Below are 13,660 nucleotides of genomic sequence, written 5' to 3' on the forward strand. Positions count from 1 at the left end.
GAATGTCGGAATCGAATGCGCACAATGCAGATTTGTCCGCGCTAAAAATAGATCGCAGTCGGAAGTCCGGCGTCCCCGGGCGGTGGAAGCGATGGCTGCATCTTCTCTGGTTGTTGGTGCCGGTAGTTGTGTATTTTGGTTATCAGTACACACTCAAAGAAGTCACGCCCGCCCAGAAAGTGAAACTGACCACCATACGTTACCTGGCCGGTTCCGATGCCGCGGCCGAACTTGTCGCGACCGGCTACGTGGTTGCTCAGATCAAAGCTGCGGTGTCATCCAAAGGCACCGGCCGCTTGGCGACTCTGAAAGTCGAAGAGGGAGACACGGTCGTGGCCGGCCAGGTAATAGCCCGGCTCGAAAACGAAGACATGATTGCCAATTTGAGTCTCTATGAAGCTTACCTGAAACAGCATCAAGCCGATTCACTGGCTGCCGGGCTGAACCACAAGCGTCAGAGCAGACTACACCAGACCGGTGGCGCCACCGACGAAATCCTGGAACGTGCGACCGCCGATTACCACCGAGCGTTGGCCAATGTGGAAGCAGGTCTGGCACAGGTGAGAGCAGCTGAAGTGGCCGTGGAAAACACCATCATCAGAGCACCGTTCGATGGCACCGTGTTGACCAAGGATGCCGATGTGGGCGAGATGGTCGCACCAATGGCGGCTTCGGCATCATCGCGCGGCGCCGTGGTGACCATCGCGGATATGTCGTCGCTGGAAGTTGAGGCCGATGTCTCCGAGTCCAACATTCAAAAAGTAATCGTCGGCCAACCGTGCGAGATAATCCTCGACGCCTATCCCTCTCAGAAATACACAGGTTTTGTAAAGAAGATAGTACCCACGGCCGACCGCAGTCGCGCCACGGTCATGGTCAAAGTGGCCTTCGTCGACAAAGATGACCGCGTACTTCCGGAAATGTCGGCGCGTGTTAACTTCATGCCGCCGGATGACAACGATGCAACGCTTGAACCGGAACCGGTGTTGGTGGTTGATAACGACGCCGTGGTGATGCGCCAGGGACGAGGGGTACTGTTTCGGCTGGACAATGAATACGCCCGCCTTACCGAGGTGTCGCTTGGCCGTAAACTCGGCTCGGTGACGGAAGTCCTGAGTGGGCCGGCCTCGGGCACAAGCGTGATCCTCAACCCGCCCGGTGCGCTGGTGGATGGTGATAAAGTAAGTGTGAGCAAATAGTATCAGGGAATTGACATGAGTGACTCCGTTGTAGAGGTAAAGAAAGTAAGTAAATCGTACTTTAGAGATGATATGGAAATCCCGGTATTGCACGAGATCGATCTGAGTGTGGAGACCGGCTGGTTCCTGGCTCTGATGGGTCCGTCCGGTTCCGGAAAAACCACCCTGCTCAATCTGATTGCCGGCATTGACCAGCCGACGGCCGGGACATTGAAAGTAGCCGGGGAGGACATCGGCATCCTCAACGACGGGAAACTGGCCAAATGGCGGTCGCAACATATCGGTTTCGTGTTTCAGTTTTACAATCTGATGCCTGTTCTGACCGCTTTTGAAAACGTGGAACTGCCGCTTCTGTTGACCAGCCTGTCCAAGAAGGAACGACGCCACCATGTCGAAACGGCTCTGTCCATTGTCGGTCTCGCCGATCGCATGAAACACTATCCACGCCAGCTTTCCGGCGGGCAGGAACAGCGGGTGGCGATTGCCAGGGCGATTGTCTCCGATCCAACTTTGATATTGGCCGATGAACCGACCGGTGATCTCGATAGACAGTCGGCCGAAGAGATCATGGTTTTGCTTAGCCGCCTGAACAAAGAGTTTAACAAGACTATCCTGATGGTAACCCACGATCCGGCCGCGGCCGAAAAAGCAGGCGTTATCCGCAACCTCGACAAAGGGGAACTGCTGGCGTGAAAGCGTTGAAGCTGATCGGTAAAAATGCGTTCCGGCGCAAACTGCGAACTTTCCTCACTATCCTGGGATTGGCTCTGGCTGTGATGGCCTTCGGATTGATTCGCACTTTCATTAACGCCTGGTATGCCGGAGCCCGAGCGGCGGCGCCGGACCGCCTGATCACCCGTCACGCGGTGTCGATTATCTTTCAGTTACCGATCGCCTACCGTGAGCAGCTTTTGAAGATCGAAGGAGTCGAGGATGTCACCTACGCCACCTGGTTCGGCGGGTACTATGTGGACCCCAGTAACTTCTTCGCCAATTTCGCCGTTGATCACTCCAACTATTTTGATATCTACCCGGAGATAGTTATTTCCGCTGATCAACTGGAGAACTTCAACAAAGAACGCAACGCGGCCATTGTGGGACAAGGGCTGGCTGATCGGTTCGGTTGGCGGATCGGCGACAAAGTACCCCTGATCGGAACGATCTACCCCGGCGATTGGGAGTTTATCATTCGCGGGATTTACACCGGCAAAGAAGAGTCAACCGATGAAACCTTGTTCATCTTCAGATTCGACTGCCTCGATGAACGGATGAAAACTGAGTCACCGGGGCGGGCTGGACAAACGGGCTGGTACGGACTGAAAATCTCCGATCCGGGTCAAGCAGCCGCTATCAGCAACACGGTAGACGAACGGTTCAACAACTCCTGGGCGGAGACTCGAACCGAAACCGAAAAAGAATTCCAGATGAGCTTCATCCAGATGTCGAGTGCTATCATCCTCGGCCTCAGAATTGTCTCTTACCTGATCATCGGAATCATCCTCATGGTACTGGCCAACACCATGGCCATGACGGCTCGCGAACGAGTATCCGAGAATGCGTTCATGCGAACGATCGGCTTCCAGGGATATCATCTGATCGGACTGATACTGGGCGAATCGTTGTTCATCGCTGTCCTGGGCGGACTGGTCGGTATGGGTCTGCTGGTGCTGGTGGCCAACGGAGTTAGTGTGGCCTTGAGCCAGTTTTTCCCGGGTTTTCAGCCTGATAGCCTGACCTTCATGTTCTCATTCGGGACGGCCGTCATCGTCGGCCTTTTGGCTGCCCTCTTTCCTATCAGCCGGGCCTTGAGAATCAAAATCGTCGATGGACTTAGAGTGGTCGATTAGTGGAGTGAAATATGATTCCGGCAAGTTACACCCTTAGAAACATCTTGAAGTATCGGATAACTTCGACTTTAACAATACTCGGTATCGGGCTGGTGGTTTTCGTTTTTTGCGCTTCGATGATGCTCACCCACGGACTCACCGAGACTCTGGTATCGTCGGGCACCGACGGCAACGTCACCGTCATTCGGCAAGCATCGCAAACCGAGGTGCAATCGATTATTGGCCGTGAACAGGCTCGCATCGTTGGTACCTTTCCAGAAATCGCTCAGGATGATGAGGGATTGCCGATAATCACCAACGAGATTTACGTGTTGATCACCCTGAAAAAGTTGGACAGCGGTGAAGAAGGCAACGTGGTTGTGCGCGGCGTGTCCGACAACTCCATGACACTAAGGCCGATGATCACATTGGTCGAAGGGCGCATGTGTGAAAACGAAGGGTCGGAGATCATAGTCGGGCGATCGCTCTCTGAGAGGTTCGAGCAGTGTACCATCGGCGGCCGGATCAGATTCGGCGCCCGCGACTGGACGGTGGTGGGTATCTTTGACGCCCAGGAGTCCGGCAATGATTCTGAAATCTGGTGCGATGTCGAACAAGCGGCTGATGCTTTTCGCCGCCCGGTTTATTCTTCGCTGACTTTCCGGATCGCCGACAGCTTGCAGTTTGAAGGAATGAAGACCAAGATCGAGGATGACCGTCGCTTGCCGCTTGAGATACTATGGGAGAAAGAGTACTATGAGCGTCAGTCGAAAACTTTCAGCACTTTCATTGGCATTACCGGAAACGTTATCAGCGTAATCTTCAGCCTTGGTGCGATTATCGGGGCCATGATCACTATGTATGCCGCCGTGGCCAATCGTACCAAAGAGATCGGCACACTCAGGGCGCTGGGTTTCAAACGGATGAACATTCTGCTTTCATTCTTGTTGGAGTCGCTGATCATCTCGCTGTTGGGTGGAACGCTCGGCGTTTTCGGCGCTTTCTTTTTGAGATTCGTCCGAGTTTCGACAACCAACTGGGATACCTTCTCGGAAATCGCCTTCAACTTCGAGATTTCAAACGACATCGTTATAGCAGCAATGATATTTTCGCTTGCCATGGGAATCGTCGGAGGCTTCTTGCCGGCCGTGAGAGCCTCACGCATGAAGATAGTAGAGTCCTTCCGCGCCACCTAAAGATCAATCGGGTGGCTAATGAGGAGGGGGGAGGCTCGGCCATCCAGATTGGTCTACTACCCCAGCGATCCGGGGAGATCACAGCACCAGTAGTTAATCGCGGAAACTCAAAAGAATACCAGACTTGTCGATATATTTGAGTAAGCAATAAGAACCGGATCGACAGCACTAATGTACAGCATAGAGAAAACATTTTACGGATTCAGGATCACTCAGGTTGGCCGGTTCGGCATGGACGAGGTTGAACGTTACAAGGCGGATGTCGTGCGCACCCTCGCTCGGCACGATCAACCGTTCTCGCTTGTGTTGGACTCTCGCAGGTTAGTATTGCCAACCCGTGACGTTCTGGAAGTGTTTGCTCAACTGCATGAGATTGTCTGGCGCATGAGTTGTCGGCGGGTGGCTATCATTGTTGAGTCGCCTATCGCAAGAAACATGGCCGAACAGGGCTGCGACAAACCGGAAATGGCCAACCAGGATCGAGTGATCGATGCCAGGAAGTACCCCGATTGGGAATCAAGAGCTGTAGCCTGGCTCGTCGATGGAGTGGAACCGGAATACTTGCCTTCGGCGAAGATAAGTTCGGTATCGCAGTGACCCAGGCCACTCTGGACTCCATTGTCAAACCAAGTTTACCTTTGTGTAGGGTGGTGTAGGGCGACCCCGGCCGACACAGGCAAGCCTGTTCTTCGCGCTTCGCGCCCTCCATATAACCCTCGTTGGAAACTTTACCGGCGCGGAGCGCGCGATAGCGAATTATCACCTCATGCTGAGCGGAGTCAAAGCATGAACGTCCTTCCTTGGTACCCCACCCAGAGCGCTTCGCGCCGGGTGGGATTGAAAACGTTAAGAGCAACCCACCTGTCGCTACGCTTTAGGTGGGGTACCAAGTAGAAGCCGCTTGTGGCCGTCCTCGTCTGCCCAGAATCCACGTGGCGCACGAGGACGTACACCACGCACAATCCCACAATCTCATTAGTTCGTGGCCTCTTGCGACCCGCCTGTCTGCGCAGGTGGCGCCATCGTTGTATTCACGGTCCCATAAGCGGTTGGAAAAAACATCGCCGTGATCTTTGTATGACCCACCGACGAAACCGTGTTGTCTTCTCTGGCGCCACGAAGGTAATAGGTGTGCGATCCGGCTGTGACGGCGTCTACTGCCGTGACACTAAACGGGGACTGGAAACTCCCGTTTGCAGTTCTAAATCCTATTTTGAAGAAAGCGAGATTGGTCTGATCAATGGGGTCTCCCGGACCATTCTTCCCCACGCTTATTCTTGCCCAGCTTTCCGTCACACCTGACGTCGTATGTTCCACTGTAACCTGTCCACTGCCAATCACAAAAACAAACCCGTCGCTGGGCGCTACTATTGTCGTCGAAGTTATAACGGTATCGAAACGAAACCCCACACCTCTGTAGGGGAGTGTCACGAAAACCGCCGAGTCTCCCGACAGACCCGGTTCGTTGAACATCTCCAGCGCGTTGATAGAACTTTCGCCCAGGCGCACAGCGTTGTCACCGTCACCGTTTGGTTTGACCACCATGTTCGTGTCGCCGTTACCGGTGAAAACAAACTCATCGCCGACATCGTCATACATCAATCCCCAGTCAGGGAAACCGGGAGAATGCGCCACGACAGCTCGGGGAGGATTGGTGACGCCTGCATGATATATATACGTCATCGGCGTAGTACCATTGTGGAACCCAAGCGGTCCGGTCATCTCATCGCCAGTGACATTGACATAATCTTCATCGTGATCGTGCGCACCGGTTAGAAAATCTGTTGAATTCATTCCGTCAAGAAGATCGGCGTTGTTGGCGAAGACGGCGTTGTCTGCGTAGCGGGCGCTGTCGGCCTTGTTGGCATGAAATGCATACGGCACCGTTACCAGTTTAACTCGCGGAGTTCCCTCCGGGTTGGCACCGACCTGTATACCCAGATAACGCTCGGTGCCGTTGAACACGGTATCCAATATCGGATTGCCCGATCCCAGCAATACTGAAAACAGACCGTCGACGACATCCACGCTCTGTGTCTCCGTCCACTTGGAGTTTCCATCGGCATCGGCGTCGTAAATAGTAAAGGTAACAGAATACTTGTCATCGGCCACCGGATCACCGACGGCATCGGTCAGTCGACCCTGGTAGTTGATAGCGGTCGGGCTGATAGCAAGGGCTGCAACGGCCAACAAGAAAACAGCAACTCCGCAGATTACGATTGGACGGAACATAGGACTCTCCTTCAAAAAACAAGCACATGATTTTCGTGGCTCTGGCAAGTACATATTCAGGGCAGAATCGCAGTGGAGCACAGCAAGATGGTCTATCTCCACCTACATTGCCCGTGTTGGCAAATATACCTGATTGTCCGGTTTTGTCAAGCCCGCCGTGCCAGTGGCTTTTATTACTCTGCCTTCTAAGATGACACCCACGTCATGCCGAGGGCAGTCGAGGCACGAGCATTCTTTCTTCGGTACCCCACCTAAAGCGAAGCGACAGGTGGGTTTCCCTGTGATCACCAACAATCCCACCCGACGCCAAGCCTCTGGGTGGGGCACCCCGAACATGCCCCTGCCAACCTCATGCACGAGCGGAGTCGAGGCACGAGCATCGGGTGGCCGCCTCATACCTCGTTTGGGGCGGCAGGCAAATCTGTTTTTCGCACTGCGCGCCATTCAGGTGGTGTTGGTCGACCCCGCCCGACACCTGCAGTTCAACTTATCGGTTGTCAGGCAAGTCGCCTGACAGCGCTTGGAAGCTTGCATGGTTCCTCGAAAACCAATTCTTGCCAAATCGACCTAAATGGTCTATGTTGGCCCAGCAGGATGTGTATAACATGCGTATATGTTTTTAGCCAAAACCAAACGAAGAGATATTCAATGACCTTAGTTAAGAGCCAGAAACTCGGCCCCTATGAAATCATCGAGCAAGCCGGCGCCGGTGGGATGGGTGAAGTTTATAAAGCGATCGATACCCGTCTTGAACGAACAGTGGCGGTTAAAGTGCTGCCGTCGACCTTTGCCCTGAATCAGGATGTCAAATCGCGCTTTGAGCGCGAAGCAAAATCCATATCGAGTCTCAACCATCCGTGTATCTGCACGCTCTACGATGTTGGCCAGGAGAACGGCATCGACTACCTGGTGATGGAGTTCATCGAAGGCGAGACGCTCACTGAGCGAATCATGAGAGGTCCCTTGCCGATGAAAGAGCTGCTGGAAATAGCTGTTCAGATCGCCGACGCCCTCGATAAAGCCCACCGCCAGGGACTTGTCCATCGGGATTTGAAACCGGGCAACATTATGCTGACCAAGACAGGCGCCAAACTGTTGGACTTCGGACTGGCTAAACTACAAATAGACGGTTCTGGTCCCGAGGTAAAGAGCATCACTCAAACCACCCCACTGACCGGCGTGGGAACACTCCTGGGGACCATGCAGTACATGGCGCCCGAACAACTCGAAGGTGAGGAAGCCGATGCCCGCTCGGATATTTTTGCCTTCGGTGCAGTTATGTATGAAATGGCTACCGGTAGTCGTGCCTTTTCCGGCGGCTCACAGGCGTCGTTGATTGCCTCTATCTTAAAAGAAGAGCCCCGTTCGGTGTCGGAAGTCCAGCCGATGCTGCCACCAATCTTGGAGCAGACAATCAGCCAGTGCATGGAGAAGGACCCCGACCAGCGCTGGCAAACCGCCGGAGATCTGAAACGCTCGCTCCAGTGGATAGCCGACGGCAAGATGGGTACGAGAACATCAAGCCTCATTCCGCAAAACAGATCGACTCGTGAGACGATCACCATGATCGGCATGATTTTCTTTATCATCGCAACATCGGTGGCCGGTTACCTGTACTGGCAGAAGACCAACGAACCTAAACCGGTCGTCAAGGCGCATCTGCTGGCGCCGGAGGACAACGAGTACGGCGATTTTGCCGGAGGGAGTTTCGCTTTGTCGCCGGACGGTGAGAAGCTCGCCTATAGTGCGTCGGACACGGTAACGAACAAGACTCAGATCTGGGTCAGGCCGCTCAACTCACTGGCCGCCCTGCCGCTGCCCGGTACCGAGAACGCCTTCCTGCCGTTTTGGTCACCGGACAGCAAGTACATCGCGTTCTTCAAGAATGCTAAGTTGAAAAAGATACTGGCTGCCGGCGGACCCACTTTGACTATTTGCAACGCACCTAACGGACGTAGCGGGAGCTGGAATTCAGAAGACGTCATCCTGTTTACGCCGAGCCACATCGGACCTATTCACCGGGTTTCGGCAGCAGGAGGTGAGTCCACACCGGTCACGACTTTGGACAGCAGTTTTGGTGACAAGACCCACCGCTGGGTGCGCTTCCTGCCGGATGGGAATCACTTTCTTTTCTACGCTCGCACCGGTTCCGGCTCCGGGGGTGAGAAGGATGCTATCTGCATCGGCTCGTTGGATTCAGACAGGGTTGATCGCATCATTCATGCCAGTTCAACTCTGGATTATGCCAATGGACATATAATCTACCAACGGGAGTCTTCTCTTATGGCTCATCCGTTCGATGCTGCTTCGCTTGAACTAACTTCAGATGCTTTTCCACTGGTGGAGGATGTGTCATACCTACAGAACTGGAGCCGGTCTATCTTTACCGTCTCGAACAACGGGACACTGGTGTATCGCTCCGGCAAACTGAACATCGGCTCGCAACTGATGCTCTTTGACAGAAACGGTGAAGTGCTGGATACCATAGGTGATCAGCTGGTTCAGTTCTCTCAGCGACTCTCCCCGGACGAACGGTTCATTGCCATTAGCGTCGACGACCAGGCGAACTCCAACGAGGATATCTGGACATTCGACATTGAGCGAGGGATCAAAACACGATTCACTTTCGACTCCACCATGGATGCGATGCCGATTTGGTCTCCTGACGGCGAACAAATTGTATTCCGCTCCGATAGATCAGGCAAGCCAGGCATATTTGTTAAGAATGTCTCCGGACTCGGCGAGATTGAGAAGATTCTGGAGGGTGATAAGGAAGTGTGGCCTTATAGCTGGACGCCGGATGGTCAGAGTATCATCGTAATGAAGGATGTAACCGACAAGGGAACCGATATCTGGGCTGTTCCAGTTGACGGAGAAAAGGAAGCGTTCGCTGCCGTCAGTACTAACTTTGATGAGTGGTACCCTGAAATATCGCCCGACGGTCGATGGCTGGCGTATGTGTCGGATGAAACCGGTAAGGAAGAAATCTATGTGACACCTTTCCCCGGTCCGGGCAGCAAGTGGCAGGTATCTACCAATGAAGGGGATCGTCCGATTTGGCGTGGCGACGGCAAGGAACTGTACTACCTGAACAACAAAGAAGAAATTATGGTCGCAGAGGTCGACGGAAGTACGGCCTCGTTCAGGGTTGGGAAAGTCAACAAGCTGTTTGAGATCAATGGGTCCCGGCCCGGTACCGTTTACGACGTCACCAAAGACGGTCAACGATTCCTGGTGAATCAGAATGTGCAGGCCGTATCGAAATCAAAAGTCGTTCTGGTCCGCAACTGGGATCACAGCCTGGATCACTAAGCATCCCGCCCACCAATTGGAGAGTCTGCTAACAGACTCCTCCAACCACCTCATGGTGAGCGGAGTCGAACCACAGGCAAGCCTGTTCTTCGCGCTTCGCGCCCTCCACTTAAACCTGCTTGAAAACGTCACCGGCGCGGAGCGCAAGAAAGTGATTTATCACCTCATGGTGAGCGGAGTCGAACCACAGGCAAGCCTGTTCTTCGCGCTTCGCGCCCTCCACTTAAACCTGCTTGAAAACGTCACCGGCGCGGAGCGCAAGAAAGTGATTTATCACCTCATGGTGAGCGGAGTCGAACCATGAACGCTTGACCATGCACCCTTCGACTCCGCTCAGGGTGAGGTTTTAGTGAAGCTCAGGAAGACGTAGCACTCGCCATCTGATATAGACAGACCGGGAACGACTCGTTGAGGCTGCCGGTGTGGGCATAAGAGAGACAGCGGCAGGCTCCGTGACAGTTATCGGCATTATCGCAGACCGAGCAGACACCCTCGATCTGATCATGTGGAAACGACTGCATAACCGTCATAGCCGGATCGTGCCAGAGTTCGACCAACGAGCGCCTCTTGACGTTACCGACCACGAATCTATCATACAGCATGGCCGTGCAGGGATAGACATCGCCGTTGGCCTTGATATAGCATGTCGCGACACCGGCGACACATTCGTGAAACCAATAATCCGGCGGTACCGGTCCGAAGCCGGGATCGAAAACCGTCTGGAGACTGTCGTCACTACTCACTTGTTCGATAAAATCATGCAACCGCGACAGGTCCTCTCCAAACTGGAACCGGCGTCTAATGGCGTCGCTTTTGCTTCGCCCCTCGGGCGTGAAGCCACAGAACCTGATCCCGGCCACGCCTTCGCGCTTGGCCAGTTTGACCATCTCAAGTCCGTCATCGAGGTTTTCAGCGCCCAATAGCATGGCAATGTGAGTTTCGATCTCAAGCTCCTTACAAACCCGGATGGCGTTGATGACTTTGAGGAACTCCTCGTCGCTGGTACCCCTGATCCGCCGGCTTCTGGCGGGAGAGGTGCCGTCCAGACTAATCTGGATCATGGCCACCCCTACTTTTTTGAACTCTACAGCCCGCTCATGGTCGAGAAGTACGCCATTGGTGGTGATGCCTGAGTTGATCTGATGTTCTGTCATAGCGTATTCTATCAATTCAGCAAGGTCGGCCCGCAAAAGCGGCTCACCCCCGGTCCATCCGATCATCTTTACGCCCAGTTCGGCGGCGGCGTCGAGGACTCGGCGGCATTCCAGGCTGGTCAGTTCCGCTTCAGTTTGACGTGCTTCGGGGTTGTAGCAGTGAGGACAATGCAGGTTGCAGGAGTTGGTAATCTCCCAACCCAACATCATCGGTTGTCTCGGTTCGGTGTCGGTCATCGCTGGTCACTTTCCAATGCGTTAATCCAATTGTTGCCGAAGGCGTCGGCAGTTGGTGCCGACGCCTTCGTTATAGCCATCACTTAGGTCCCGGCGGCAGAATCAAAAATAGTCTCCGGTAGCAAGGACATGGCTTGCGGGGCGTAATGCCTTTTGGGTTCTCGATCAACTTCATGCAATCACCTCCTTTCGTGCGTCGTAAAGGTATCTTAGAACAAGCATATCCTCAAGGTTATGCTTGAAGGGTGAACAAGCGCCTTTGTCGGCATCGTTGTTCTTCAGTCCGTGGAGAGGACATCCGCCCATGCAGAGCGGGAGGATGTCGCACTTTCGGCATTCGATCATGGCAAAGGGGTCCCAGGCGCGGTACTTTTCAAGGTTGGCTTGTTGTACGCTGTCGATCTGTTCGGTGAAGAGGTTCCCCGTGGATTCGGTAGCCTCTGTGGAGAGTTCCTCCCAGCATCGGAACAACCGGCCGGTGGGAGAGACCACAAAGGAATTCTCTGTCACGGCGCCGCAGTGTCCGCCGGAGAAAACCTCGGGATAATCCACCATCGGTATGCCCATTGCGAAAAGTCTCTGATAGAGTTTTACGAGGTACCGGGAAAACTCCCGGTCGGTGAAACATCGGTCTCTGACCGAAGCACAAGCGGCACCCGAGGCTGTGACCTGGGCAAAGTGAACACCCAACCGGTCGAGTATCGAGCGATCCTTCAGTTCACAGAGAACCTCCACGGCCGTATCGAGATTGTCCCGGTCAATATTGATCCGTACCACGATGTCGAGTGTTTGGCACGATTGAGCGATGTTGTCAACTATGCGGTCGAACGTCCCTCGGCCGTTTTTCAATCGCCGCCGTTGGTCGTGCGTCCGGCGGGGACCGTCGAGTGTCACCTGGGCGGTAGTGATCCCGGCCGCTTTAAGGCGCGCAGCTCGTTCGCGGTCGAGCAGGTAACCGTTGGTAATGATCGAACTCGGCTCGACCGTAACGCCAAGCCGAGCCGCCAGGGCGGAAAAACCGGCTTGCAACCGTTCTATCGTGGGCAGACACAGAGTTGGTTCGCCGCCGAACCAGGTTATCATCAGGCTATCGGCTTTCTCCAGACGGCGTACGGCGAAATCCATCAGTGCCTCTTCGGTCTCGCCGGTCATGCGAAGGGCCGACTGGCTCTCAAAACAATAATCGCAGCCAAAATTGCAGGCCAGCGTGGGTGCGATGGTCAGGGACAGACAATCACCGCCCAGCCGCTCGGAAAGGCTCTGGGATTCGATAGCGGACAGTTCATCGGTGTCGTCATCGACCAGGAAACCGTTCTCAATCAGAGCCGGCCATAACTTCAGGTCGCCGGCAGCCTGCGAAGGCCGGTCGCATGAGAGATACTGTTTGATTTGCGGATAAGATTCGCAGTCGATTTCGGCCAGAGCGCCGTTGGCCCCGTTGAACAACAGAGCCTTCCCATCTTCGATGGCGAAGAGGTGTGCGTACTTAGATGGCTTCATAGACAGGCTATGATGAGAGACAATGAAAACTAGCAGATCGAAACCCGCCATTATATCGCGAATGCGATGGTCGATGTCAAGTGAAAGTCGGGGACCATACATTTCCGGCCGCTTTTCCCCAAGTTACGCAGCCACATAACTTACGACTACCGCTCCTTCCTGAGCCGCTTGTCCCAGCAAAGCCAACCACAAACCACTTGACAGCGTGTCTATGTTGGTCGATATTGGACCCATATAGTCTGTAATAGAAAGCGAGAACCGTTATGCCGGTTCTCTCGGTAGTATTCCTCCTTCAAGTGAGCGAGTTGTTATGAACAGAGTTAACGCATCGAAAAGGGCTTGGTGGCTGGCTGGATTCTTGTTCGTTATCGGCAGTCTGTGGGCAAACGTACCCATCGCGGCTGAGGAATCGGATCAACCCATGATCGGCCAACCGGCGCCATCATTTTCTCTGCTGGACCTGGACGATCAGAGAATCTCCTCCGATGACCTGCGAGGTTCCTATCTGGTCATCCACGTCGCTGCTTCGTGGTGACCGTTCTGTAATGCGGAGGCTCCGCATTTGGAAGCGTTACACCGGAAACATCCCGGCAATGAAGTGCGCGTATTTATCATAGATGTTAATGAAGATAAGTCGGTCGGTGGACCTTGGGCGGCTGGACATGGCCTGACCTTCCCGGTATTGTTGGACACCGATGGTAAGGTGTCGGCAAGTTTCGCGCCCGAAGGGTTATTGCCTGAGTTACCCCGTGACCAGATACCGATAGGCTCCAACCTTTTAATCGATCCTGATGGGAAGATTCAGTTTTATTCACTGCTGGACACGAAGAACTTTGATTCCAAGCTGGTTGCGCTGAGAGCAAAGCTCTATGCGCTTATCGCAGCCGAAAGCCCCAAACTGTCAACCGATGGGGCGCAGGTGGTCACAAAGGCGATCTCTCTGAACAAACCTGAATCCGTTACGCTCAAAAAGGGCGGCGACGCTGTCACCACAATTGTGATTA

At 54.1% G+C, this 13,660-nt stretch carries 11 protein-coding genes and 1 pseudogene; 9 read left to right on the top strand and 3 right to left on the bottom strand.

Going from position 1 to position 13,660, the window contains the following annotated elements:
• Positions 1 to 2 precede the first annotated feature (2 nt).
• From OEV49_05530 to OEV49_05550, 5 genes are all read left to right on the top strand, one after another.
• Complete coding sequence (locus OEV49_05530) at positions 3 to 1,199, top strand: efflux RND transporter periplasmic adaptor subunit (protein MDH3890526.1); 1,197 nt, start codon at positions 3 to 5, stop codon at positions 1,197 to 1,199.
• Between the two features lie 15 nt (positions 1,200 to 1,214).
• A complete protein-coding gene (locus OEV49_05535; protein MDH3890527.1) occupies positions 1,215 to 1,892 on the top strand; it encodes an ABC transporter ATP-binding protein in 678 nt (225 codons plus the stop codon).
• Complete coding sequence (locus OEV49_05540) at positions 1,889 to 3,046, top strand: ABC transporter permease (GenBank protein MDH3890528.1); 1,158 nt, start codon at positions 1,889 to 1,891, stop codon at positions 3,044 to 3,046. Before OEV49_05535 ends, OEV49_05540 begins: the two co-directional genes overlap by 4 nt.
• Before the next feature lie 11 nt (positions 3,047 to 3,057).
• A complete protein-coding gene (locus tag OEV49_05545) occupies positions 3,058 to 4,221 on the top strand; it encodes an ABC transporter permease (protein ID MDH3890529.1) in 1,164 nt (387 codons plus the stop codon).
• A gap of 171 nt (positions 4,222 to 4,392) precedes the next feature.
• Positions 4,393 to 4,818, top strand: coding sequence for a hypothetical protein (locus tag OEV49_05550; protein MDH3890530.1), 426 nt, complete (start codon positions 4,393 to 4,395; stop codon positions 4,816 to 4,818).
• Positions 4,819 to 5,196: 378 nt separating this feature from the next.
• On the opposite strand, the gene OEV49_05555 is transcribed toward OEV49_05550, so the two are convergent.
• The gene (locus OEV49_05555) at positions 5,197 to 6,453 is read right to left on the bottom strand and encodes a hypothetical protein (protein ID MDH3890531.1); all 1,257 of its coding nucleotides are present in this window, start codon (positions 6,451 to 6,453) and stop codon (positions 5,197 to 5,199) included.
• Positions 6,454 to 7,101: 648 nt separating this feature from the next.
• On the opposite strand from OEV49_05555, the gene OEV49_05560 reads away from it, so the two are divergent.
• Together OEV49_05560 and OEV49_05565 are read left to right on the top strand one after the other, a co-directional pair.
• Entirely contained in the window at positions 7,102 to 9,765 is a 2,664-nt protein-coding gene (locus OEV49_05560) for a serine/threonine-protein kinase (GenBank protein ID MDH3890532.1), read from the top strand.
• A gap of 52 nt (positions 9,766 to 9,817) precedes the next feature.
• Positions 9,818 to 10,069, top strand: coding sequence for a hypothetical protein (locus tag OEV49_05565; protein ID MDH3890533.1), 252 nt, complete (start codon positions 9,818 to 9,820; stop codon positions 10,067 to 10,069).
• Between the two features lie 52 nt (positions 10,070 to 10,121).
• On the opposite strand, the gene OEV49_05570 is transcribed toward OEV49_05565, so the two are convergent.
• Together OEV49_05570 and OEV49_05575 are read right to left on the bottom strand one after the other, a co-directional pair.
• Positions 10,122 to 11,156: a radical SAM protein gene (locus tag OEV49_05570; protein MDH3890534.1), complete on the bottom strand. Its 1,035-nt coding sequence runs from the start codon at positions 11,154 to 11,156 to the stop codon at positions 10,122 to 10,124.
• A gap of 171 nt (positions 11,157 to 11,327) precedes the next feature.
• Positions 11,328 to 12,656 carry an SPASM domain-containing protein gene (locus tag OEV49_05575; GenBank protein MDH3890535.1) on the bottom strand — a complete coding sequence of 443 codons (1,329 nt, stop codon included), beginning with the start codon at positions 12,654 to 12,656 and terminating at the stop codon, positions 11,328 to 11,330.
• A 310-nt stretch (positions 12,657 to 12,966) separates the two neighbouring features.
• Here OEV49_05575 and OEV49_05580 point away from each other — a divergent pair, with 310 nt between their 5' ends.
• Positions 12,967 to 13,191, top strand: a complete 225-nt coding sequence (locus tag OEV49_05580; GenBank protein ID MDH3890536.1) for a hypothetical protein — start codon at positions 12,967 to 12,969, stop codon at positions 13,189 to 13,191.
• Positions 13,192 to 13,209: 18 nt separating this feature from the next.
• Positions 13,210 to 13,473, top strand: a pseudogene (locus OEV49_05585) (redoxin domain-containing protein).
• Positions 13,474 to 13,660: the final 187 nt, after the last annotated feature.

It is taken from the genome of Candidatus Zixiibacteriota bacterium (assembly GCA_029860345.1).
In the GTDB taxonomy this organism is placed as follows: Bacteria; Zixibacteria; MSB-5A5; order GN15; family FEB-12; genus JAJRTA01.

Excerpts from the sequence above, each read along its gene's own strand:
- OEV49_05565 (MDH3890533.1), top strand. The coding sequence starts at position 9,818 with ATGGTGAGCGGAGTCGAACCACAGGCAAGCCTGTTCTTCGCGCTTCGC.
- OEV49_05545 (MDH3890529.1), top strand. The coding sequence starts at position 3,058 with ATGATTCCGGCAAGTTACACCCTTAGAAACATCTTGAAGTATCGGATA.
- OEV49_05560 (MDH3890532.1), top strand. The coding sequence starts at position 7,102 with ATGACCTTAGTTAAGAGCCAGAAACTCGGCCCCTATGAAATCATCGAG.
- OEV49_05580 (MDH3890536.1), top strand. The coding sequence starts at position 12,967 with ATGAACAGAGTTAACGCATCGAAAAGGGCTTGGTGGCTGGCTGGATTC.
- OEV49_05555 (MDH3890531.1), bottom strand. The coding sequence starts at position 6,453 with ATGTTCCGTCCAATCGTAATCTGCGGAGTTGCTGTTTTCTTGTTGGCC.
- OEV49_05570 (MDH3890534.1), bottom strand. The coding sequence starts at position 11,156 with ATGACCGACACCGAACCGAGACAACCGATGATGTTGGGTTGGGAGATT.
- OEV49_05575 (MDH3890535.1), bottom strand. The coding sequence starts at position 12,656 with ATGAAGCCATCTAAGTACGCACACCTCTTCGCCATCGAAGATGGGAAG.
- OEV49_05550 (MDH3890530.1), top strand. The coding sequence starts at position 4,393 with ATGTACAGCATAGAGAAAACATTTTACGGATTCAGGATCACTCAGGTT.
- OEV49_05530 (MDH3890526.1), top strand. The coding sequence starts at position 3 with ATGTCGGAATCGAATGCGCACAATGCAGATTTGTCCGCGCTAAAAATA.
- OEV49_05535 (MDH3890527.1), top strand. The coding sequence starts at position 1,215 with ATGAGTGACTCCGTTGTAGAGGTAAAGAAAGTAAGTAAATCGTACTTT.